The sequence below is a fragment of the Methanosarcina sp. WWM596 genome (genome assembly GCF_000969965.1).
Taxonomy (GTDB): Archaea; Halobacteriota; Methanosarcinia; order Methanosarcinales; family Methanosarcinaceae; genus Methanosarcina.
This window is the reverse complement of record NZ_CP009503.1, coordinates 1,351,114-1,373,833: the sequence shown is the minus strand read 5'-3', so window position 1 is coordinate 1,373,833 and position 22,720 is coordinate 1,351,114. Positions and strand designations below refer to the sequence as shown.

At 41.2% G+C, this 22,720-nt stretch carries 19 protein-coding genes; 8 read left to right on the top strand and 11 right to left on the bottom strand.

From position 1 onward, the window contains the following. Positions 1-175 precede the first annotated feature (175 nt). The 4 genes from MSWHS_RS06120 to MSWHS_RS06110 all read left to right on the top strand — a co-directional run bounded on the left by MSWHS_RS06120 (position 176) and on the right by MSWHS_RS06110 (position 2,201). A complete protein-coding gene (locus MSWHS_RS06120) occupies positions 176-427 on the top strand; it encodes a winged helix-turn-helix domain-containing protein (protein WP_369798581.1) in 252 nt (83 codons plus the stop codon). Positions 428-695: 268 nt separating this feature from the next. After that, positions 696-1,067 (top strand): hypothetical protein, encoded by a 372-nt coding sequence (locus tag MSWHS_RS06115; RefSeq protein ID WP_048126856.1) that lies wholly within the window; start codon positions 696-698, stop codon positions 1,065-1,067. 68 nt (positions 1,068-1,135) lie between these two features. After that, positions 1,136-1,276 carry a hypothetical protein gene (locus tag MSWHS_RS20055; protein ID WP_156148082.1) on the top strand — a complete coding sequence of 47 codons (141 nt, stop codon included), beginning with the start codon at positions 1,136-1,138 and terminating at the stop codon, positions 1,274-1,276. A gap of 331 nt (positions 1,277-1,607) precedes the next feature. Continuing rightward, positions 1,608-2,201: a flavin reductase family protein gene (locus MSWHS_RS06110; RefSeq protein WP_048126854.1), complete on the top strand. Its 594-nt coding sequence runs from the start codon at positions 1,608-1,610 to the stop codon at positions 2,199-2,201. A 209-nt stretch (positions 2,202-2,410) separates the two neighbouring features. Here MSWHS_RS06110 and uvrB read toward each other — a convergent pair whose 3' ends face one another. From uvrB to MSWHS_RS06090, 5 genes are all read right to left on the bottom strand, one after another. Then, positions 2,411-4,423 (bottom strand): excinuclease ABC subunit UvrB, encoded by a 2,013-nt coding sequence (uvrB, locus tag MSWHS_RS06105; RefSeq protein ID WP_048126852.1) that lies wholly within the window; start codon positions 4,421-4,423, stop codon positions 2,411-2,413. A 91-nt stretch (positions 4,424-4,514) separates the two neighbouring features. Further along, positions 4,515-6,071, bottom strand: coding sequence for an excinuclease ABC subunit UvrC (gene uvrC, locus MSWHS_RS06100; protein WP_048126850.1), 1,557 nt, complete (start codon positions 6,069-6,071; stop codon positions 4,515-4,517). Between the two features lie 210 nt (positions 6,072-6,281). Continuing rightward, complete coding sequence (locus tag MSWHS_RS21270; protein WP_231585611.1) at positions 6,282-6,428, bottom strand: hypothetical protein; 147 nt, start codon at positions 6,426-6,428, stop codon at positions 6,282-6,284. Further along, the gene (gene uvrA, locus MSWHS_RS06095; protein WP_048126848.1) at positions 6,412-9,288 is read right to left on the bottom strand and encodes an excinuclease ABC subunit UvrA; all 2,877 of its coding nucleotides are present in this window, start codon (positions 9,286-9,288) and stop codon (positions 6,412-6,414) included. Before uvrA ends, MSWHS_RS21270 begins: the two co-directional genes overlap by 17 nt. Positions 9,289-11,028: 1,740 nt before the next feature. Next, on the bottom strand, positions 11,029-12,360 hold the full coding sequence (locus MSWHS_RS06090) for an ATP-binding protein (protein ID WP_048126846.1): 1,332 nt from the start codon (positions 12,358-12,360) through the stop codon (positions 11,029-11,031). A 127-nt stretch (positions 12,361-12,487) separates the two neighbouring features. Here MSWHS_RS06090 and MSWHS_RS20050 point away from each other — a divergent pair, with 127 nt between their 5' ends. Both MSWHS_RS20050 and MSWHS_RS06085 read left to right on the top strand, forming a co-directional pair. Then, a complete protein-coding gene (locus MSWHS_RS20050; protein WP_156148081.1) occupies positions 12,488-12,640 on the top strand; it encodes a hypothetical protein in 153 nt (50 codons plus the stop codon). A gap of 232 nt (positions 12,641-12,872) precedes the next feature. Continuing rightward, complete coding sequence (locus MSWHS_RS06085; protein WP_048126844.1) at positions 12,873-13,283, top strand: hypothetical protein; 411 nt, start codon at positions 12,873-12,875, stop codon at positions 13,281-13,283. A 119-nt stretch (positions 13,284-13,402) separates the two neighbouring features. Here the strand turns inward: MSWHS_RS06085 and MSWHS_RS06080 are convergent, their stop codons facing one another. The 4 genes from MSWHS_RS06080 to MSWHS_RS06065 form a co-directional block, all read right to left on the bottom strand. Then, positions 13,403-13,933, bottom strand: coding sequence for a hypothetical protein (locus MSWHS_RS06080; RefSeq protein WP_048126842.1), 531 nt, complete (start codon positions 13,931-13,933; stop codon positions 13,403-13,405). A 3-nt stretch (positions 13,934-13,936) separates the two neighbouring features. Beyond that, positions 13,937-15,004, bottom strand: a complete 1,068-nt coding sequence (locus MSWHS_RS06075) for a hypothetical protein (protein WP_048126841.1) — start codon at positions 15,002-15,004, stop codon at positions 13,937-13,939. Positions 15,005-15,414: 410 nt separating this feature from the next. After that, positions 15,415-15,600 (bottom strand): hypothetical protein, encoded by a 186-nt coding sequence (locus MSWHS_RS06070; protein ID WP_048126839.1) that lies wholly within the window; start codon positions 15,598-15,600, stop codon positions 15,415-15,417. Positions 15,601-16,557: 957 nt separating this feature from the next. Next, on the bottom strand, positions 16,558-17,727 hold the full coding sequence (locus MSWHS_RS06065; protein WP_052722791.1) for a DEAD/DEAH box helicase: 1,170 nt from the start codon (positions 17,725-17,727) through the stop codon (positions 16,558-16,560). Between the two features lie 750 nt (positions 17,728-18,477). Here MSWHS_RS06065 and MSWHS_RS06060 point away from each other — a divergent pair. Then, positions 18,478-18,906 (top strand): PKD domain-containing protein, encoded by a 429-nt coding sequence (locus tag MSWHS_RS06060; RefSeq protein WP_048126836.1) that lies wholly within the window; start codon positions 18,478-18,480, stop codon positions 18,904-18,906. Between the two features lie 228 nt (positions 18,907-19,134). Here the strand turns inward: MSWHS_RS06060 and MSWHS_RS06055 are convergent, their stop codons facing one another. Both MSWHS_RS06055 and MSWHS_RS06050 read right to left on the bottom strand, forming a co-directional pair. Next, positions 19,135-19,584, bottom strand: coding sequence for a nucleoside deaminase (locus tag MSWHS_RS06055; RefSeq protein ID WP_231585610.1), 450 nt, complete (start codon positions 19,582-19,584; stop codon positions 19,135-19,137). Between the two features lie 562 nt (positions 19,585-20,146). After that, entirely contained in the window at positions 20,147-21,541 is a 1,395-nt protein-coding gene (locus MSWHS_RS06050) for an ATP-binding protein (RefSeq protein WP_231585609.1), read from the bottom strand. Here MSWHS_RS06050 and MSWHS_RS21265 point away from each other — a divergent pair. Next, positions 21,536-22,117: a hypothetical protein gene (locus MSWHS_RS21265; RefSeq protein WP_231585608.1), complete on the top strand. Its 582-nt coding sequence runs from the start codon at positions 21,536-21,538 to the stop codon at positions 22,115-22,117. The genes MSWHS_RS06050 and MSWHS_RS21265 overlap by 6 nt on opposite strands. The last annotated feature ends 603 nt before the right edge of the window (positions 22,118-22,720 follow it).

The window sequence follows — 22,720 nt, the reverse complement described above, 5'->3', positions numbered from 1 at the left end:
GACATGAACAGAATTCAATATGTACCAAAGTTAAATAGGAACATTTTTTGCTATGTAAAATAGACATTATTATATAGAAAGGAAATCATTTAATTATTAGAATCTTTGTTACCGATTAGAAGACACAATTTGAGACATATTTAGAGTGTGGGATTCTAGCAAAGATTTTTTTTGAATATATCATGGGGGAGGAGTTAATATTCAAAGAAGAAGCAGGACTGATATAGCGGTAGCTATTTTAAAAATAGCAAATAATGGGGCAAAGAAAACTCATATCGTTTATGAGGTAAATCTTAACTTTAACATTGCCAAAAAGTATCTGGAAATGTTGAGCGAAAAAGAACTTATCAAGAATGAAAATGGGTTTTTCATCACCACTGATAAAGGAAAGATTTTCCAGGAAATAGCTAAGGAAATCAAGCTTTAAACTACTTTCCATTTGTTTTTTATAATTTTGTATTACATTTTTTTCTAGTTTACAGATTTTAGAGACAGGTATATGAATGCAACAAACAGGTTGGTTAAATAACCTGTTCGTTCTTGCTCAAATGCACTGTCTGTCGTTGATTATTAGTTTATCGTGGCTTATAGGCGTTCGTTGGTATTTGTATTGTGTAGTACTTATCTGGACTAGCAGTGTTATATGAAGTGTTTATTGAAATAGTTTATATATATCCACTTTCTAAACTAAACATATGGAAGAGGGCAAGATTAAGAACACGATAACAAGGAGTTTCGAACTTCAGGACTACAGGATAGAAGGAGCAGAACTTTCTGGTTTTTGGGCAGATCTGCTCAGTAAAGAAGAACTGACGGTTGAAGTAAATTACAGGCCTGAAAACAAAAAAACCTTCAGTCCCGAAGAAACAGAAATTCTTATTCACGAAATCTGCAGAAAATGCGACAGCTTTGGGGCCCAACTTCCCGAAAATATAAAATGTGAAGTCACCTTTAAAGACTTCGGGGAAAAGATCTATAAAACCGACCAATCGGATTTTGAACCGGCGCCCAGGGAAATAGATGAAGTTAAGGTTGCTTACCGCTTCTATGTAGCTTATTATGTTTAACCGGTTTAAAAGTGAATCAAATTTGATCCGATTCAAAATATAACGCTAGAAGATCACAATAAACGGAATTGGGAACCGAAACCGAAAGGGAGTTCATAAAAGCAGAAAAGGAAAGGGAAGAAGCAAGAAAAACAGAGGAAACAGGATATTCAGTAAAAGACAAAAGAGAAGAGTACGAAGACCATGACTCTGATGACGACGGAGAATAAAGATCAGGATCTCTCTATTCTGAAATATTGTTTCAGAGGATTTGGAAGTATTTTTGAAATGAACTCAAATAAAAATTTCGGTACTATTTTACTTTCCCAACTTTACCTAATTATCCACTTTTTTATGAGCTCCTTGAGCCGGGTTTATGCGCAAGATGTTCCAGCCTGTTGGCAACTTCCCTAATCCTCCACATCCATTTTGATGATATATCTGGGATACGGTTTTTGGAGACGAGTTCGTTCCTCTCATTATGCCTCAAATAAATAACATAAAGTATTAAATAGATAGAAAATAATAACATTTTAAGTTCAAAAGTTTCAAGGTGAATGAATGAAATTAAAACCGAGTAAAAGAGAACAAATTTTCTCCCTGCCTGTTGCCCTTATTTCCACTGTCTCAAACAAAGGTATCCGAAATGCTGCTCCCTGGTCCAATATAACTCCAATCCTCCGGCCCCTAGAAGAAGTAGTACTTGCTTCCTGGCTCAAGCGCGATACTCTTACAAACATCCGGGAAACAGGAGAATTTGTTATAAATATTCCTCCCGTCGGGATGGCAGAAGTCGTCATGGTCTGCTCCAAGAATTACCCCCCGGAAGTGGATGAATTCGAAATGGCCGGACTAAAGTCCCATCCCTCGGAGGAAATTATGGCTCCAGGGATTGAGGGATGCCTTGCCTGGGCCGAATGTACCCTCGTGGAAGAGATCCTGAGAGAAAAGTTCTCCCTCATCATAGGAAAAGTCGTAAATCTGGAAGTTGATGAGAACTTTTTTGATGAGGAAGGCAGAATGGATTTTGAAAAAGCAAAACCTCTGTCCTGCATTCTCGGATCAAAAGGCCTTACTTTCACCTGTCCCAGATATACCGGCAAATCAGCAGACTACTCCAAAATGGTTTTGAAAGAAAAAGAAGTTGGAGAATAAGATATTTCAAGCCAGATGCATTGAATTTTGGTTTTTTGGTTAAGAATAACTGAAATGCTCAAACTAAAACACGGTATAAAACAAACTCAAACTAAAACATTGTGACCAAGATATTCAAGGAGCATACTCTAAGAAAAATGAGAAATTCACTTTCTTATGAAAAAGAAAGATAGCCTGCCTTATTAAAAAAACTCAGCCACCTCAACCACTTATACTGTTTTTACCTCTTTTTCCAGCTTCTTTATCAGCTCCCTGAGCTGGATTGCGCGCTCAAAGTCCAGCCTGTCGGCAGCTTCCCTCATCTCCGTATCCAGTCCGATGATCACGTTGGGAATATCGGTCTTCGGGATATGCTTTGTGTCGGTAATATCCACTACTTTTTCCCTGATCGGTTTTCGAATGGTTGTCGGGACAATGCCGTGTTCTTTGTTGTAGGCGATCTGCATTTTGCGGCGGCGCTCCGTTTCGCTGACAGCTTTTTTGATGGAGTCGGTCATTTTGTCGGCGTAGAGGACGACCTTCGAACTCGAGTTTCGGGCTGCGCGGCCTATGATCTGGATGAGGCTCTTTGAGTCTCTGAGGAAACCTTCCTTATCTGCATCAAGAATCCCGATGAAGCCCACTTCGGGGATGTCAAGCCCTTCCCTTAGCAGGTTGATCCCTACAAGGACATCAAACCTGCCGAGGCGCAGTTCACGAATGATTTCAGTCCTTTCGATGGTCTTGATATCGGAGTGCAAGTAGCGGGCTTTGATCTCGTTTCTGGCAAGGTAATCGGTCAGTTCCTCGGCGAGCTTTTTGGTTAGGGTAGTCACGAGGGCACGGTCCCCCCTATCCACTATTTTTCGGATCTCCTGCATGACGTCCCTGACCTGTCCCTCGAGGGGGCGTACCTCAACCTCAGGGTCAACAAGGCCGGTAGGGCGGATAATCTGTTCCACGATCCGGAAGGACTGCTCTCGCTCATAGTCTGCAGGGGTTGCCGAGACGAAGATCACGTTTTTCATGTACTTTTCAAATTCGTCAAACTTCAGAGGCCTGTTATCAAATGCACTGGGGAGCCTGAAGCCGTAATCAATAAGGCTCTTTTTCCGTGAGCGGTCTCCGTTATACATCCCGTGCAGCTGGGGGATGGTCTGGTGGCTTTCGTCAATGACCAGAAGAAAATCATCAGGGAAATAGTCGATCAGGCAGAAAGGCTGTTCTCCGGGCTGCCTGTGGTCAAAGTGTCTTGAGTAGTTCTCAATACCTTTACAGCTGCCGGTTTCCCCTATCATTTCCATGTCATAAAGCGTGCGCTGCTTCAGCCGGTGAGACTCGAGCAGCCCGAGTTCAGGCAGGCGCTCTTCAAGCTCTTCAAGGATGGACTGGATTGCACTTTTCTGCTCCTCTTCAGGGATGACATAATGTCTTGCAGGATAGACGAAAAAATAGTCCATCTCTTCTTGTCGCTGCCCCGTCTGCTTGTCCAGTTCGGAAATCCTGTCTATCTCGTCCCCGAAGAGCTCGACCCGGATGATGTCATCGAAGTAACCGGGAATGATATCAATGGTGTCCCCTTTTACGCGAAAGCGCCCGGGCATGAGTTCCATATCGTTTCTTTCAAATTGAATATCGATAAGTTTCTCAAGGATTTCCTTTCTCTGAACCTTATCTCCAACCTTCAGTTCAAACCCCATCTTCTGGAAATTCTCAGGGTTTCCAAGCCCGTAGATGCAGGATACCGACGCCACCACAATCACGTCCTGGCGCGACATCAGGGAAGCTGTGGCTGCGAGGCGCATCTGTTCAATCTTAGGGTTTATCTGCGCATCTTTTTCAATATACTGGTCTTTGGCAGGAAGATAGGACTCGGGCTGGTAATAGTCATAATATGAGACAAAGTACTCAACGCGGTTTTCAGGAAAGAACTCCCTGAACTCATTATATAATTGGGCAGCCAGGGTCTTGTTATGGGCAATAACAAGAGTCGGCTTTTTGACCTGGTTAATGACATTTGCGACCGTATAGGTCTTTCCGGACCCGGTTACCCCCAGAAGGGTCTGACATCTTTCTTTCTTTTCCAGTCCCTCTACAAGCTGCCTGATAGCTTCTGGCTGGGATCCCTTCGGCTCAAAATCGGAAACGAGCTTGAACTGAGGGCTGTCCCAGTACCGTGCATCGTGTATTGTTTCGAACTTTTTTTCGGATAGTGCCTCGGGTGGCTGGCTGGAAGATTTCATGGAATCAAGACCTTCTTCTGTAAATGAAAATAATTGAAATTGTTAAGACTAATTGACATCACTAATTGAGGAGCCTGGCAAAGACAGATGATTACGATTTTGGGATCAATGATTTTTGCCTGAGCAGACGGTTGTAGTTGATTGCAAACCTGTGAGCCTCGTCCCGGATTTCCTGGACAAAGAGTGAGGCTTTTTCATCTTTTTTAATGGGGAGAGGGGATTTAAGCCCTGGCACATAAATTTCTTCTTCCCGCTTGGCAATGGAAATTATCGGAACCCTGAGCTTCAGTTTCCGGAGTTCCTGGAAAGCTGAAGATAATTGCCCTTTACCTCCATCTATAACAATTAAATCAGGCATGTCGTGTTTTTCTTTAAGCAGGCGGGAATAGCGCCTCCGCACAACTTCTGCAATGGAAGCGAAATCATCGATTCCCTCCACACTTTCTATTTTGAAGCGCCGGTAATTATGTTTATCAGGCCTGCCCCCCCTGAACTGCACCATAGAGCCGACCGTAGCTGTACCTGAGAGGTGGGAGATATCGAAGCATTCGATAACATTCGGAAGTTTTGGGAGGGAGAGTTTGTTCTGCAGAGCTTCGATTTTTTTTCTGTCCCCAAAAAATCCGATTTCAACATTCTTCAGGACAAGATCGAGAAGTTCTTTTTTCTCTCCCTGCTTCGGAACCGTAACCTTCACTTTCTTTCCCTTCACATGCGCCAGGAATTCTATAAGGGACTCTTCAAGAGGCTCGGGAACAATAAGTTCCTCAGGTGGATCATTCTCGGAATAATACTGTACCAGAAATTCTTCCAGAAACTCCTGCCCAAAGGCAAAGATGTAATCCTGCTTATCTTCCAGGATCCCTTTGTAAACCTTGAAAAGCATGAGATAAACAGTATCATCCCTGACAATGTAGTTCAGGATGTCCTCATCATGTTTCTTCTGCCTCTCCATATTTTGCTTTTCCTGGAGGCTTTCAAGGGCTGCAATCTCATCCCGGAGTTCCAGGGCCTGCTCAAACCGCTGCCTGGAAGCCAGCTCTTTCATTTCTATTTCCATTGACTCGATGAGTTCCCTGATGTTGCCCTTAAGGACAGAAATCGCCCTTTTTACCTTCTCTCCGTACTCCTCCATAGAAATGTTGCCTATACAGGGTCCGCTGCATACTCCTATGTGATAACGGAGGCAGGCACGCACAGGCATTTTTTTACAGGTCCTGAGCTGGAAGGTTTTTCTTACGACCTCGAAGATATAGTCCCTTTCCTTTGCAGAAACGAAAGGCCCGAAAAACTCTCCCTCTCCGGTATTCTTCCGAGAAATCCTGATCCTGGGAAATTTATCTCCGGTAAGGTGGATGCAGGCATATCGCTTCGAGTCCTTGAGGAGAATATTGTACCTGGGCCAGTGCTTCTTGATCAGGATATTCTCAAGGAGCAGGGCTTCAACCTCGGTATTTGTTACAATGAAGTCAAGACCCCTAGCAGCCTGCACAAGGCTCGCTGTTTTAGGGTCGTGGTCTTTTTTCTGGAAATAGCTGCTCACTCTTTTTTTAAGGTCCTTTGCCTTCCCCACGTAGAGCACAACCCCGTCTTCATCTTTAAAAAGGTAGCAGCCGGGCAGGTGTGGAAGAGCATCCAGATCAATCATTTTTGGGCCTCGTTGCGATCAAGTTTAGTTTACTCAAATCCGGTGTTCAGGTTTTAGTTTTGCAAGAATCCTTTCGTGGAAATTCTTTTGTGGAAATTCTTTTGTGGAAATTCTTTTGTGGAAATTCTTTTGTGGAAATTCTTTTGTGGAAATTCTTTTGTGGAAATTCTTTTGTGGAAATCCTTTTGAGGAAATCTTTACAGAAATTCTTCAAAGTGCCTGTCCTTCAGACGCTTTGTCTGCTCCGTCTTTGAATTCATCAGGCTCTTCTTCAAATTCTTCCTCAGATTTCTCTTCAGAGTCCCCTTCAGAATTTCCTTCGAATTCCTCATAATCGGCCTCATAAATCTTCCCCATCCTCAAAAACTGCCTCAACAGGCTGTGTTCCCGACTCCATATACGAGCTTCCTCTTGCTGAAAGCCTGGAGGCAAGGAAGTGCCCGGTATAGCTTTCCGGGATCAGGGCAATTTCTTCAGGCGTGCCTGTAGCAACAATCTCCCCACCTGCATTTCCGCCTTCGGGGCCGAGGTCGATTATATGGTCTGCAGACTTGATGACGTCCAGATTGTGTTCGATAACAACCACAGTGTTTCCTTTTGCAACAAGGCTGTTCAGGACTGAAATCAATTTTTTAACGTCATGGAAATGCAGCCCTGTTGTAGGCTCGTCAAGCAGATAAATGGTCTTTCCAGTACCCTTTTTAGATAATTCGCGGGTAAGCTTTATTCTCTGGGCTTCTCCGCCGGAAAGGGTCGTTGAACTCTGCCCGAGTTTGATATACCCAAGTCCTACGCGCGTGAGGGTATCAAGCTTGCCTTTGATTGCGGGAACGTTTTCAAAATGCTCTGCAGCCTCTTCCACGGTCATGTCCAGGACGTCGGAAATCGATTTGCCCCTGTATTTTACCTCGAGGGTTTCCCGGTTATAACGTGTGCCTTTGCATTCCTCACACTCAATGTAAACATCGGGCAGGAAGTTCATTTCAATCTTGATCAGCCCATCCCCCTGGCAGGCTTCACAGCGCCCTCCTTTTACGTTGAAAGAAAAGCGTCCGGCTTTGTACCCCCGGATTTTGGCTTCCTTTGTTTCGGCAAAAGCCTGTCTGATTGCATCAAAGACCTTGGTATAGGTCACAGGGTTCGAGCGGGGGGTCCTGCCTATGGGGCTCTGGTCGATAACAATTACCTTATCGAGCTCGGAGTCAAAAACAAGTTCATCATATTCCCCTGGTGTTACATTTGATTTGTTGATCTTTTTCATCAGGGCTTTGTAAAGAGTATCGTAGATAAGGGTAGATTTCCCGGAACCCGAAACCCCGGTAATTACCGTGAAAAGCCCTATGGGGATATTCACATCGATGTCCTTCAGGTTATTTGCCCGGCAGCCTTTCAACCGGACGAAGGCCTCACTCTGGCGGCGGAGAGCAGGAGGTTTAATCTGTTTTTCTCCTGAGAGGTACTTGCCTGTCAGAGAACCCGGATTTCTCTCGATTTCTGCGGGCGTCCCCTCAGCTACCACATAACCTCCATGTATCCCTGCACCCGGGCCTATATCAAGCACATAGTCCGCAGCCCGGATAGTATCCTCGTCATGCTCTACCACAATGAGAGTGTTCCCAAGGTCCCGGAGGGTTTGCAAAGTCTGGATAAGCCGCTCGTTGTCCCTCTGGTGCAGCCCTATGGAAGGCTCGTCAAGCACGTAGAGCACTCCCATGAGGTTTGAGCCGATCTGGGTTGCCAACCTGATCCTCTGGGCTTCCCCCCCGGAAAGGGTGCCTGCACTACGGGAAAGGGTCAGGTACCCAAGCCCCACATGCTCAAGGAAACCAAGCCGGGAACGAATCTCCTTCAGTACCTGTTTTGCGATTTCCTGCTCTTTTTCCGAAAGCGTGATGTTTTCAAAAAAACGGATACACTGGATAATGGAAAAGTCTGTTGTATCCACAATTGACTTTCCGGAGAGCTTAACTGCAAGGACCTTTTCTTTCAGACGCTTGCCTTCACATTTAGGGCAGGGGTGGACCTGCATGAACTTCTCGAGTTCTTTTCGCCGGTACTCGGACTTTGTCTGGTTATAAAGCCTCTCAGACTGTGGAAGAAGTCCTTCCCATATGCCTTTATGGGACCACTGGGCATCCCCGTTTTTCATGCTCATGCTGAACTGAATCCGATCATCTGAGCCGTACATGAGGGCAGAATATTGTTCTTCAGAAAGGGTATCAAGAGGGGTAAAGATGTCAAAACCGAAATGTTTTGCAACGGCTGCCAGGTGTTGGCTCCGGTAGCCGTCAAGGTAGTTTCTGTAAAGAGCAACGGCTCCGTCGGCAATGCACAGGCTTTTATCAGGAATTATGAGGTTAGGATCGAATTCCATCTTAATCCCAAGCCCGTTACAGGCTTCACATGCCCCGAAGGGACTATTGAAGGAAAACATTCTGGGCTGGAGTTCCTCAAAAGCCATTCCACAGACAGGGCAGGCCATGTTTGAAGAATAAAGGTGGTCTTTTCCTTCGGAATCGACGGCAATTAAGAGCCCTTCACCTTTCCTGAGGGCATTTTCGCAGGCTTCAACAAGCCTTGACCGGTCTTCGGTGGGGTCCTGGCGGTCAATTACCACTTCAATATCATGCTTTTTGTAGCGGTCAAGGGTAATCTCGTCGTCGGTCCTGTGAATTTCCCCGTTTACCCTGACCCGCGTGAAACCTTCGCTGTTCAGGTCCTTGAAAAGCTGCTGGTAAGTCCCTTTTTTCTGGCGGACGATGGGTGCGAGGATTGTAACCATTCCCTCGCATTCTCTGCTGAGGCTGTCCGCGATCCTTTCCGGAGACTGGGACTCTATTTTTATGTCATGAATAGGACAATAGGGGGTCCCTACCCTTGCAAAAAGAAGCCTGAGGTAGTCATAGATTTCAGTGACAGTTCCCACCGTACTCCGGGGGTTTTTAGAAGTTGTTTTCTGCTCTATAGAGATTGCCGGAGACAGTCCTTCAATACTGTCCACGTCCGGCTTGTTCATAAGCCCGAGGAACTGCCGCGCATAAGCAGAGAGGGACTCCACATAGCGCCGCTGCCCCTCGGCATAGATAGTATCAAAGGCAAGGGTAGATTTCCCCGAGCCCGAGACGCCGGTGATAACGATGAATTTGTCCCGCGGGAGCTCCACAGTGATATCTTTCAGGTTGTGTTCCCGTGCCCCTTTAACGATGATATTTTTCATTTTTTTTCTCTCGGGTTTTTCTCATTAATTGGATGAGTAAAGTAAGGATTTAAAAACTTTGAGTTAAGACTTTTAAGGTTAAGATCAAAATAATCTGAAACAAGAAGCAAAATCATTTTTGAAGAACTTCTCATCACTTTTTCTCTTCACGTTTTCTCTTCACGTTTTCTCTTCACATTTTCTCTTCACATTTTCTCTTCACATTTTCTCTTCACTTTTTCTCTTCACTTTTTCTCATCACATTTCAGATAATGTGTTCAGGCAGATAATTCCACGTATTATTATAAATAAGTAGTTATAAATGATCCGCGCCAGCTGTCCGGAATTCTTCCCTGAGGAATATGTCCGATTTTTTCAACACATATAGCAAAACGCCGATTTTTTATTAATAAAGTTATATAGCGGACTGAAAGTATTAATCAATCATCTTTTCAATTACTTCCTGGAAGAATGAAACGTCCCGTAATGAATTAATCGATTTTTGTATTTTTGCCTTTTAAACGGCTCAACCGGATACTTTCACTTTCCTGCTAACCTGCAGGAATTTTTCTGAAGCCAAAATTCTGGTCGTCCCCAGCTAAATGATTGATATTCCGGGAGTCAGGTTAAGGTTTAAGGGGGTAAGTTTTAAGGCAAAGGGGTCAAAACTGACATTCAACAGATGCGTCGATTCTTGCTGGAAATAAAGAACTGTCTTAAAATTCAAAATTATATAACCTTTTCATCACCCTTATTTTTAAGCTTTTATCAATTTAAACGACTATTTAATTGAATTATAGAGAAATAATCTTTTAAATAAAAAAATAAAGCTTTATATAGCTTTGAATAAGTATTACACTTATTATTTAATCCCCTGAAAATAAGTGTATTTATATGTTAATTTGTCCTGTTATTATTCGGGAGTGTGGGGTACCACATTGAATGTCCAACAACCTTGTTTTATGTGAAGTTATATAGTGGACTGAAAGTATTAATCAATCAATCAATCAATCAATCAATCAATCAACCAATCAATCAACCAATCATTTTTTCAATTCCTTCCTGAGAGGATGAAACGCCCCGTAATGAATTAATCAATTTTTTTATTTTTGCCTTTTAAATGGCTCAATCGAATACTTTCACTTTCCTGTTGACCTGCAGGAATTATTCTGAAGCCAAAATTCTGGTCGTCCCCGGCTACATAGTTGATATTACGGGGTCAGACTTCCCGGCGCGGATAATGATTTCATTTTTATCTACTGTACGCAGGCGGGTTCAAGCGGGGCGGGGTGTGACGCGTGAAAAGAAAGAACGAGAGATGCAATTTACGGGCATTCAGGAATAATAAAAACTAATTAAACAGGGAGCGCATGGGATAAAACCTGAAGGAAAATTGTCTCTACCACTGGCTGAAACCTCAAAACCCTATTTTTATAATTCGGCGCGGCTTTGAGTCAATCGAGTCTTGGAGTGGGATTTGAGGTTTTTAGGAGAGTAGTAAGAAGAATAGGAAGTTAACATTAACCTGCTTCCAGAGAATAAAAGAGTAGAATTTAACACCGATTTTCGTCAAGTGTTTATGTCTCGTAATTGAACCATGCTCAAGATATCCAGTCAAATCGAAGTCTCTTGTTGAGTTAGGATCCACCGCGAAATAACATAGGCAACTTTTTAGACTGTACTCAACCATTTTCACAAGCAAGCTCCTCTATTAAATCCCAAAATAATTATGCGTTACCTAGGTTATTTCGTTGCGGGCACTTAATGACCACTCTTCTCCCCACCATCCCCCTCAAGCAGCCAGTACCATAAAGGCACATACCTGATCTTCTTTCCATCAACACCCTCCTCGTCAAAAACGTCCGATGTGATGATAGTCCCCTCTTTCATTTTGAAGTTCTTCATCCCTGCAAGCAGTCCATTCACTTCGCGTTCTTTTGTTTTCGGGTCGGACAAATCCGAGCATACCTGTATCAATCGGGAGGGCTCAAGTCCTTCCTTTGTTACAAAATCAACCTCGATGCCCTTCTGATCCTGCCAGTAGTAGATCTCGCTTCCTGAGCGTAAAAGCTGGATGAAAACAAGGTTCTCGTATAATCTCCCGGTATCGGAGGACAGTTTGAAGGAAACGGCATTGATCATGCCTGTATCGATACAATATAATTTCCTGGGTTTGTTCATCTGTTGTTTTAGCGATTCATCGTAATGGCTGACGCTGAAAAGCAGGAATGCATCCTCTAAGTATGCAATATAATTGATTATTGAATCCGTGCTGAGGGAGGAATAACTGGCAAACAGCCTTCTTAGGGAGTTGTAGGTATGCGGTTTTGCAATATTCGATATGCAGAATAGCGCCAGGTCCTTGAATATCAGGGGATTGCGTATGCTGTATCTTGAAATGATATCCCGGTAGATGATGTCGTCAAAATATGACTGTAATGTTTCCCGGTGCTGCACTGACGGATATACTATGGTTTCGGGGAATCCTCCTTTTTCCAGGTATTCGTTGAATCTGCGCTTGACAACCGGCTTGTCTTCCGAGTAAGGGAGTGTTTTCAAATCAAAGGTTATTGAATGATAATCCAGGAATTCCGCAAAACTGAAAGGGAACATCCTGGTGCTCAGATGCCTGCCTGTTAATAAGGTGGAAATCTCCTGTGAAAGCAGGGATGCATTCGAGCCGCTTATTACCATTTTCACATTCTGTTTTCTATCGTAGATGCCTTTAACCCACCGTTCCCATGACTGGAAGTTCTGGATTTCATCAAGGAAAAGATACAAACGGTCTCCTGCGGATACCTCCTGAATTTCCCTGAAAGTTTCTACCAGCAGCTGCAGTTCATCCCCATTTAACGGCTGCAAGCGGTCATCATCAAGATTCAGGTACAATATATTGCTCTTTGGCACGCCACCCTCAACCAATTCCGATATCAGTTGATACATATAGTATGTTTTGCCGCATCTCCTCACACCCACTATGTCATTTACATGCGGAGCATCTATGTTTGCCTCATACCTGCGTTTCTGCAATGGTGGTAATACTCTTCCCTGCCACTCGATAATGGCACTTTTCAGTTTCTCCCTCGTATCCACAAAGAATAATCAGGAATTTCTTATTTATATACTTATCTAGTATAATCGATAAAATTTGCTTATTTTGTCGTGTATAGACGATAAAGTTATGAAATTACATTTTAGATGTAAGTAGCGAGAGATAAATATGGAATCCAGCTACCTTGTTGATATTCGAAGGGTCAGACTTCCCGGCGCGGTTAATGATTTTTTTGATCTACTGTACGCAGGCGGGATCAAGCGAAGCGTGGCGCGTGGAAAGAAAGGATGGGAAATGCAATTTACGGGCATTCATGAATAATACCAACCAATTAACCAGGGAGTGCCCAACTTTTCCTTAAAATTATCAGTTACAGGCAGATAATATTTCTTATGTTTGTACTTCTCATTGAAAAGTGGTTGAAACGGAAATTAAGGGTTAGGAAAGTAGTGGAGTGTCTGAGGTTAATGGGGTGGATAAAAAGAGGGAAGATTGGCTAAATACCATACTTGTGTAGTAGTCTATTTATACATCTTAACTATACGAGTAGAGTATGAAACAATACAAAACTTTCAGACTTTCTAACAGTGTATTTTCAGACCTGAAAGCTTTGCAAAAAGATGGTGAATCGATTCCAGATACCATCAGAAGAATGAATAAAGATTACTCGGATTGTGCTGAAGAAATTCAATATAGATATTCAAGAGATATATTGAATGATGGGTCATTTACTCAGTATATTTCTATCACTGCATGTGATAACAGCAGGTACGGTTCACGATATACTGAATATTTCATGAAAATGGGAGAAGACCAGAATGACCTTGTTAGGCTCCCAAGAGACGTTCTCGACGAAATCAACTGGTTGCCACAACACCCGGACGAGATATTCAATACTACTATGTTCACATTGATATCTATTGAGAAGGCTTTAATGGAATGGAATGAAGAAGACAAAAAATAAAACTAACATTATATCTCTTTGTTAAAATTCCTTAACCTTTTTGTTTACTGACTCACAGCCCAACCCACTGCATTACTTTGCTTTCTAATTTCAATGGGGTAGCAGAAAATAAAAAATGTTCAATAATCTTCCCATGTGGATGACATACTCCCCCAATCAGCTTTTACCAGGTCCACAAGCGCTTGAAAAGAAAACTCCCCTATCTTGTGCCTACTACAATATAATTCAAGGACATCACGATTTAAATCTATCAAATACGCATATGCGATAAAGCCGGTAGGTTCTCCTAATGAATACTCTCGATTTTCTGGAATGATTGGCAGTCCAAAAAGAATTACGTACTCAAAACATGCCATCGGATCAAATGAAAATTGAGTATGCCAATCTTCGTTATACTTCAAAGACTCTAAAATTTCCGGGTCTCTGATTAATTTTTCAGCTTGCTCTGTAGTCGGGTTATCTGTCTCATCAACCCACTCAACTTTTCTAATATTTTCCTTAAAGATCTTCATTCGTAAAGAGTCACTCTGAAGTCCCCTTACAAATGATACAACTTCTGCCCCCAATCCTTCAGGACCACAATCATGCGACTGATAACATAAATGAAGTTCGGAATCAAACCTAACTCCGACTAATCCGTTAGTTAACACTTTTCATTTCTCCTCTGAGGGAAAACTGAGCATTCCAGGCAAGTCCATATTAAATTTGAATTTTCCAGAACCTGAGGTTTCAAGAATCTGTTGTTTTACATAATACAGTGCATTCAGAAGGCTGCCACTGTCTTCAGAGTTCATATCTCCGGCATAGGGATGGATATTTTCTTCAAGGGCATCCAGAAGTTGTGGACCAATATCGTTTAAGAAGTAAGTATCCAGGACCAGAAGGCTTGAAATCTGCTCGTAAAAACCTGCAAGTTCCCGAAGCCAGTCCGGGACCCCGTAATGTGTTTCATATTTCTGCCTGTTCAGGAAAACAAGGTAACTGGATACAGTATTTATAAGAGTCTCAGTTAGCCTGTTATCCGGAAATACGATTGGGAAACGTCTTATGACTGTAGGAGCTGTATAATCTGAGAAGATCATTTCAGACTTACACACCGCAGGAAAGAGCCTGGCAATCGGACTGTTCAAAACTGCAGTAACATAAGGATACTTACTCGGGTCTTTGAGAACAATCCCGCAGCCGTCCCCAAACACAGAATTCCCAACAGCATCGTATGCAGCCTGCAGATGATAGCCTTCAGTTGCAATAATCTTAGGAGTGTTAAAATACTCCAGAAGTTTATTTCCTTTTATACTATAGTCTGCAGAGTTAAGAGGGGAGATATCGTGACGAAACTGATTTTTGAATTCCAGAATTCTCCTGTAAGCCATGGGGAACCTTGTCTCCAGCTCTTCAGGGGGAACTACATTGTATTCTTTCTTTTTATCCCCCTCGGAAAGCTCATAAGGCAGCATAAAGCGGTAAGGTGAAGAGCACGCAAATTTTTCAGAAAATGCTCCCGATATATACGGATAGACAATTTCAGGTTCTGAAAATACAGGTTTACAAAGGCCTTCGCAAAGATAATATGAATCTGAACCGCTTTCCTCAGGAAGGATAAGCCTATGCATCAGAATGTTTTTTGTACTTACACCTTCAAAAATGCTTTCGGAGACATCTTCAAGTGTAACTGGAATCTCACAAATTTTTTCTACTATTTTGTTTTCTTTGAGTAACATTTAATTTTCACTTCTGAAGTACATCGAGAATTTTGTTTCTCTGGTGTTTTTTATTTTCAGGACTTAGTTACGAGGATAGACATATCAATCGATGGCAATCTCAGGATTTCGGACTTTTAGACCCCCATTAAAAAACTATAATATCCCGGCCTGAAATATGTAGTATTATATTATTATATGCACACAATAGTAAAACAATATAGTATATAACTGTATTTATAAACATAAATCATGATAAATACCATGGGTTGTGTTCATAAGTTACTGATTTAATCTGACAAAACAGGCACATCTGCCTTCTTTGCCCGAATTTGAAAAACACTTTTCAGTTTGTGGTTTTCAGTAACTGACCCTCATGACCGATTTATTGAACACAAAAGTGTACAAAAGAAGGTGAAAGGATTTACCTTTTATCTGTTGTTTTTCATATTTAACCTTGTATTATTCAGGAGAAATGCCACCATTGCCACTGCTGCTGCGTCCTCTGCTGCTGTGGCTGCTTCTCCACCTGAGTTACTATCGTCGTCAGAGTTGCTTTTCAGAAGAGGGACACGACCACTCGTAGCACTGGCGTTGAAGTTTGGAACAGGAAGCACTGATTGTGCAGGGATAGAACTTATAAACTGCCCAAAGGCTACGGTTTATGTTACATCGGGAGCGCAGAGGGTCACGGTGTGCCAAGAAAGCTCATTTATGTAGAGTTATTGATGCACGAAATGTGCTATGCTACAGAAGAGATGAGGATTGGCCCCTCGGATTCGCATTACAGGATGTGATTCCAAACCACTCATAAGCTGCTTTGGTCAAAAGCCACGGTAGTGAACGTTATGGGAAAAGGCGAGGCTGTGACTTCGTCAGGTGCGTGCTAGGGAGCTGAATGAAACTGAACCAGTGTTGACGTATCGAAAATGCGATGATGCCATCAAAACCAGGTGTCGTGACTAACCTGGGATGAGTCTGGAATATACCCTGTTTATTGACCAGACGGTGACCGGTATATAGCTGGCAGGAACCTGGCACAGGCTTCTCTGTGGAACTTGGGAACCTGCACATTGATGTTAAGAGAAAACTCCAAGCGGTGGACCCGCAAGGACTAAAGTATCGATGTGCAGGGGCGGAACAATTCGTAGTAGTGATGAAGTGCCTGTAATGGTCATGGAGCGAAGGGATTGTATTATCCGGTTTTGAACTGCGGTCAACCTTAGCAACAAGGGAGGAAACAATGGACAAAACAGGTTCTTAAGGCTGGATAATGGGGGCCGGATGAGGTGAGAGTCTCAAGTCCGGTTCTGAAAGGGCCTGGGGGTGAAATTCCTCCGGGCTACTTACCAATACCCCTTACCTTTACAGGCTGTCAGACAATTCAATTTCAGGATAAAAAGATGGTAAAAAAGGCATTTAAGGTTTTTAAATTGGAGATTTTGACATCGTAGTGGCACTAACTGGTCGTCGTTCTTATTCTCGTGCCTGGGTTTTGCAGGAGCAGTCCATTGCTCCTGCCGATGCCAACCGATCAATGGTTAGTTATAATTCAATGCACAGACGAAAGGTGTTTAATAGTTTTTGTGCCTGGATTTCTGACCTTTTCTGGAGGGGTTGTTCATCCGATTTACCGGCTTTGGCAATCTTATTTCTGGTCTTACAATTGCAATTTTCTTCAGAGCAGGTAGTACCTGTTCCTTAATATTCACATCATTGTCTTTCAGCACACTCATGAAATTAGCATGGTCATTTTTAGAAAGGATATTTATCGCTTTTCCTTCTGTTCCTGCTCGTGCGGTTCTTCCAATCCTGTGAATATACTGTTTACTCTCCCTGGGAATATCATAATTGTAAACATGGGAAACACCCTTTATATCAAGTCCTCTTCCGGCTACATCTGTGCATACAAGGACACCTATGTTCCCGGAATGGAACTTTTCCATTATGCGAGTTCGTTCGTTCTGTGTCAATCCGCCATGAATCGCCACGGCATTGATACTTGATTTCCTCAGGTTTTTCGCGACTTTGTCAGTGTTTCTTTTTGTGTTGCAGAAAACCATCCCGAGGTTTGACTTCTCATTTTGTAGAAGGTACACGAGCAGAGATAACTTCATGTCATCCTGTACTTTATAAACGACCTGATTCAATTTTTGCGGGTCGATATAAGATTCTAATGATACTCGAACAGGGTTTTTCATGTACTTGCGGGAAAGCTGGACAATATCTTTTGTAATGGTCGCAGAGAACAAAAGGGTCTGCCTGTTTTGAGGACATTCCTTGATAATTTTTTCTACATCTACTTTGAATCCCAGATCAAACATATGGTCTGCCTCATCAATGACAAGGGTTTTCACATTATTGAGTTTGATGGTATTTCTGCTGATATGATCGAGTAGCCTACCGGGCGTCCCCACAACAACCTCGGCATTTTTTAATTCTTTAATTTGTGGATTGATCCCTACACCGCCATAGATAGATGCGATATTTAACGGGTCGTATTTTGAGAATTTCCTGAAAGAATTTGCCACCTGCTCCGCCAGTTCTCTTGTTGGGGTCAGGATCAAAGCCTGAATTCCTTTTCCTTTTTCGGAATTTTGCAATATGCCGGAAGCAAACGAGAGTGTTTTTCCGGAACCTGTTGCGGCTCCACCTATAACATCTTCCCCAGCAAGTATTAGGGGAATTGATTTTTCCTGTATTGCTGTAGGGCTTTCAAAGCCATGTTCATCTATTGATTTCAAAACAGCATTACTGAGACCTAGTTTTTTAAAATTATTCATAGTTAGACTTTCCCTTATTTGTCTGAAAAAGCTACTTAATTGCTTTTTCATATTCATATATTTAAGATATTTTAAAAACAATTAAGAGCTATAAACACAACTTCAGAAAAGTTAAGATTAATTTACTGCTTAAAAGTTAGTAATCGCTTATAACGGCGATCTCTCCCTTATACTTTTGCCTATTTTGATGATGTGATTACCTGGTATTCGTATCTTCTTTAAATTCGATGGAGAATTTTCCAACCGGCAAAACATGTATCAATTTTATCATATAGTTGTAAGCTTAATATGGTTCTTGGGTATGTTTTTCAGATACATATAAATTTTTAGACAGTTCACACATGAGTGAAATTTACTTTTTCCCATACATTTTGAAGAAGATACGTTTTTAAGGTTAGAGGGGTCAAAGCTGACGTTCCACATATGCGCCTATTCCTGCTGGAAACAATCAACTGTCATAATATATATAAATATAATAACCTCCTCATAATCCTTATTTTTAAACTTGTAACAATTGTGACCGTTTTTTAATTAATTTATATTGTTGTAATCTTTTAGATCCAAAAATAAAGCTTTATAAAGCTTTAAAGTTGTATTGCCATTTTCATATAATATCAAGAATATAAGTATGTTTATATGTTAACTCTCCCCATTATTTTTGACTAAGAGTGTTCCCGGATCAAACTTAGAATAAAAAATAGGAGAATAAAAATGAAAAATAGAAAGTCTATCTGGAAAATAACATTATCTGTTTTCACCGTATTAATGGCATTAACTTTATTGTCTACAGCAGCCTCTGCATCATTTACTATATACAAAACTCCCCTTGGTGCAGGAACTCCTCCAGCAACACAACGTCTAACCGGCGGAGGTAATTACATTGATTATACAGCAGTAGCCGCTTCGAGCACTGATCCACGAGTGGTACAATTTAAGGACCTATCAAAAGGTACAGAGACATATATCAGATGGGACTTTGGAGATGGAACTTCTCTCTCAGGAACAAAAATTACTCCAGCACTAAAAAATCCGGTACACAAGTTTCCAAAGACTGGCTATTATATTAGTGGTCTGACTATCAGGTGCACTGGTTATAATGGTTTGTTGTGGGTTCATAAGACACTTATTATTAAAGCGTAAACCTATTGTTCAATAAATATTAAAAAAGTAAGTATTTTACTTACTATTCCAATTTTTGAACATCGTGTTTGTATTTAATCTCTGTAATGATTGCCCCAACAAATATCTTCCAAAAAACCGGATTTTGTTAGTACTGAATCTGGGGGTCAATGGGTTGATTCTCAAGAATGCAAGTAAATAATTTAATCCTTTACTTGCATCAAAATAACGTGTGGAGAAATGTTGAGTTTATAATGTTAACATGATATTAGTTTTCATGATATTAGTTTTTGAGATCGGCTCCTTTTTTATGCAAAGTCCGTTCAGTTCATTGCCCGAGGCGTTCGTAACATCCCCGACAACCACACGGTCGAATTGACGCATATATATCAATGTGGCACAAATGTCGCAGGGGCTAAGTGTTGTAAAAATTGTGGTATCGCTGAAGTCCTGCCGTCCCGCATCACGTATGGCCGAAGTTTCCCCGTGGTTGTAAGGGTCATTGTCCTGCACAAGCGTATTATGCCCTTTGCCGACAATCCGGCGCGTATTGTTATCGATGATGACGCCCCCGATAGGACAGCCTCCCTCATCATAGCTTTTTTGCGCAAGTAAAACTGCTATATGCATAATATTGCAGTCGCTCAGTTTAACGAAGAATTCATCTTCAACTATTGAAGGAAGACTTTTCGTGGGCAAATGGGCAATGACATTAAGCACCTCTTCCGTAACAGGCGTATCTTTTGTAATGAAGTGTTTCATAGGCTCTCCTTTTCAAATCACTCTAGCATTATTTTAGGTATCAATAAAACATTTAATATTGCTTAGTTGCATGTTTGCCATATCAATATACGTTAACAATTTTAAAGTAAATTCTTATTGGCAATTAGAAATTTTTTAGATAGATATTGAATACTCATGGTTAAATCGTTTTCTTTTATTTTAAGATAAAAAAGAAGTCAAAATTGTATGGAACGGATAAATAGTGAAGTATGAAATCAGGGTATGCTTTGCTTTCTGAATTAAGGCAGACCTGCAAAAGAGCGACGAACTAATGCCCGGCTAAAGTAGATATTTTCGCTTTTAGAGAAGAAATTCAGTTTACAGTATTAAACAATTTTTCTGAGACGATCACCTGAAACTGTAACAGCAGATCAGAATCCAGAAAACCTATGTATAATTTTTTTAAATTACTGTTTTTTTTCACAGTCAGGTATCCTTACTCAGTATCCCTGTCTCCTGACTATCAGTTCATTTTCACTCAAAATAATTGCGAAATAAGCTCTTTCAGTTCCCATACAAGGAATCCATCACCTTCCAGGTGTTCTCTGCCTTTGACCTTTCTGGCCACTATCCCTACATTCAATTTTTGACCAGATATTCCTCTTACTAATTTTGTTTTATCGAGTGTTAACTCCAGGATCTCTCTGGCCTCGCTCTCACCCAGTTCTTTATTTTTGACCTCAATTGCCAGGGCTTTTCCTCCCTGGTGATCTACTCCAAGAATATCAATCTCATCCCCCTTCCGGTTCCACCAGCTCCCAAGCTCTGGATAATCGCTGATCAGCTTTTCAACCAGCAGTTCACGAACAATATCCTCGAATATCTTGCCTGTGTAACTCTGCCATTCCTTCCGGACCTTTTCCAGCATGGGAGAATAATTGCCTGCCATATACTGGCTGTACACAGGATATACGAAGCGTCCATAGAACCTGAAGAAATTATCCTTTAAGAAATACCGTCCTCTCTTGCTTTTTTCAGGATTGTCCATGACAGGTATTCGGTGTTCCACTACTCCCAGCAGGTCTATGAGATCGTAAAAATAAGATGACAATGAGCTCGAAGAAACATGTGTCATATCTGAGATCTCACTCATCGAGCATCTTCCCTGTGATATCGCTGAGATTATCTCGTAATATGTGGAGTGCTCCTTCCCAAATTCCTCTATCAGAATGTCCCTCACTTCATTTTTAAGCGGTGCAAACTCACTGAAGATCAGCTTTTCAAGGGCATCATCAAATCCTGTGCACTGATACTTTTCAAACAGGCGATAGTAATATACTGTCCCTCCGAAAAGGAAGTATAGATTCAGTTTTTCTTCCGGATCTTTTATACCCATGCCATCGAGCATCTCAAATGTCTCAAGAACCGTAAAGGGTTTTATAGTCAGAATATCATCGGCACGTTTGAAGAGTGGAGCCTGTTCCTCAATGAATATTTTTCTTATCATGCCAATTGAAGATCCGGACACGATAAGAAAGACTCTGCAATTGTCCGGCTTCATGTCCCAGTATCGCTGCAGCTGAGTAATGAAAGATGGGTACACTTTCCGGAACCTCTGGAATTCATCGATCGCTATTATCAGGTCCCTGTCATAAGAGGTGATGAATTTGAGGAAATTCTCCGGTTCATCGACTTTTATGTAATCCGGCAGGTCCAGTTTATCTTTTAAAAGCCGGTCGAACTCGTCCATCAGAATGTCTATGCTCTTGTTGCTGTCAACGAAAAGATAAAGTGCTTTCCTGTTCCCTGTGAACTGCTTGATCAGCTCGGTTTTTCCTACCCTTCTCTTTCCGGTTATGACAAGAAAAGAGGGTTTCCCCTGGTCGAGCAGTTCCATAAGTTCAAGCTCTTTCTGCCGGTTGTAGAATTGCATAATGATTATTTTTGTAATCATTATATTTATAATCATTCTTTTGGGATTTGGAGTCATTTAAAGCTCAAAGAAAATTCGTCCACTGCTTTTCCAGAAAAAACGTTTTCGATAGGAGCAAACGGGGTTGTATATGATTTCCAGGTCGAAAGAGTTGTCCAAAACATATTCTTCTTCAGCCATTGTTACAGGCGATTTTATCTAAAGCCTGCAGGAGCCAGGAAGATTGTTAATGAGTTTTCCAATATGCTGAATAAAAAAGTAAATTACCAGGGAAAAGAAAGCACCTGGGGTTATTTTATCTTTCTTAAGGTAATAAAATTAGCTCATTACCTTACAAGCAAAAAGGAAAAACTGGATTTCATTAAGCCTGAATATGAAATTGAGAGAATTGATCCTTATGACATAAGGCAAAAGATTCTCAATATTTCTTATGTTGATTGGAAACAGTTGGGGTTTTCTAAAGGTACTTTGCATTATATGAAACAAAATGCCAAGTCAGATAAACCGTTTAGTCTTAATGCTCATGTACTGGAAAGGGTGAGTAAGTGGGAATCTTTGGTTTCAGGTCAAAAGTAAAAATGTGTATACTTTTACTGTAAAATGTAAAAAATGTAAATTTCACAGGTAAAAGAGTAAAACGGTATCAAGAGAAATTGTAAATTTTACAGTAAAATTGTAAACCGGTGTCAAAAGAAATTGTAAAATTTACAGTAAAATAGTAAAACAGCATCAAGAGAAACTGTAAATTTTACCGGTAAAATGTAATATTTACAGTAAAATAGTAAAACGGCATCAATAGTGATTATATTTAGGTATAAAATGAATATCTCTTTTAGAGTGTTTTTCAATAAAATTTCTCTTGATGCTGTCTCTTGTCTTTCACTTCAAACATGTATTATTTTGAAGTTCTTTTGCATTTGAGTCCAAAAAATTGATTTTCCCAATAGAATTGTAAACCTTCCGAAATAATTAGTTTCATTACGAATATTAATAATAAAATATGATTTTTAGTTTACCAATATGAATTTTTAAATAATAATATAAATATTATTATCCAGAGATTCTTAACAAAGGAGAAACTTGCTTATGTAAGGACGGCAATTCTTTAAACGACTCTGTAAATTTTTGTTTAGGAGACTTATTCTTTCAGAATTTTAGAGTCACTATCTTATCAAGAAA

Coding starts and splice junctions, on each gene's coding strand:
- MSWHS_RS06115 (WP_048126856.1), top strand. CDS start 696: ATGGAAGAGGGCAAGATTAAGAACACGATAACAAGGAGTTTCGAACTT.
- MSWHS_RS21270 (WP_231585611.1), bottom strand. CDS start 6,428: ATGGGGAAGATTTATGAGGCCGATTATGAGGAATTCGAAGGAAATTCT.
- uvrA (WP_048126848.1), bottom strand. CDS start 9,288: ATGAAAAATATCATCGTTAAAGGGGCACGGGAACACAACCTGAAAGAT.
- MSWHS_RS06110 (WP_048126854.1), top strand. CDS start 1,608: ATGAAATTAAAACCGAGTAAAAGAGAACAAATTTTCTCCCTGCCTGTT.
- MSWHS_RS06060 (WP_048126836.1), top strand. CDS start 18,478: ATGAAAAATAGAAAGTCTATCTGGAAAATAACATTATCTGTTTTCACC.
- MSWHS_RS06050 (WP_231585609.1), bottom strand. CDS start 21,541: ATGCAATTCTACAACCGGCAGAAAGAGCTTGAACTTATGGAACTGCTC.
- MSWHS_RS06075 (WP_048126841.1), bottom strand. CDS start 15,004: ATGTTACTCAAAGAAAACAAAATAGTAGAAAAAATTTGTGAGATTCCA.
- MSWHS_RS20050 (WP_156148081.1), top strand. CDS start 12,488: ATGGAATCCAGCTACCTTGTTGATATTCGAAGGGTCAGACTTCCCGGC.
- uvrC (WP_048126850.1), bottom strand. CDS start 6,071: ATGATTGATCTGGATGCTCTTCCACACCTGCCCGGCTGCTACCTTTTT.
- MSWHS_RS06085 (WP_048126844.1), top strand. CDS start 12,873: ATGAAACAATACAAAACTTTCAGACTTTCTAACAGTGTATTTTCAGAC.
- uvrB (WP_048126852.1), bottom strand. CDS start 4,423: ATGAAATCTTCCAGCCAGCCACCCGAGGCACTATCCGAAAAAAAGTTC.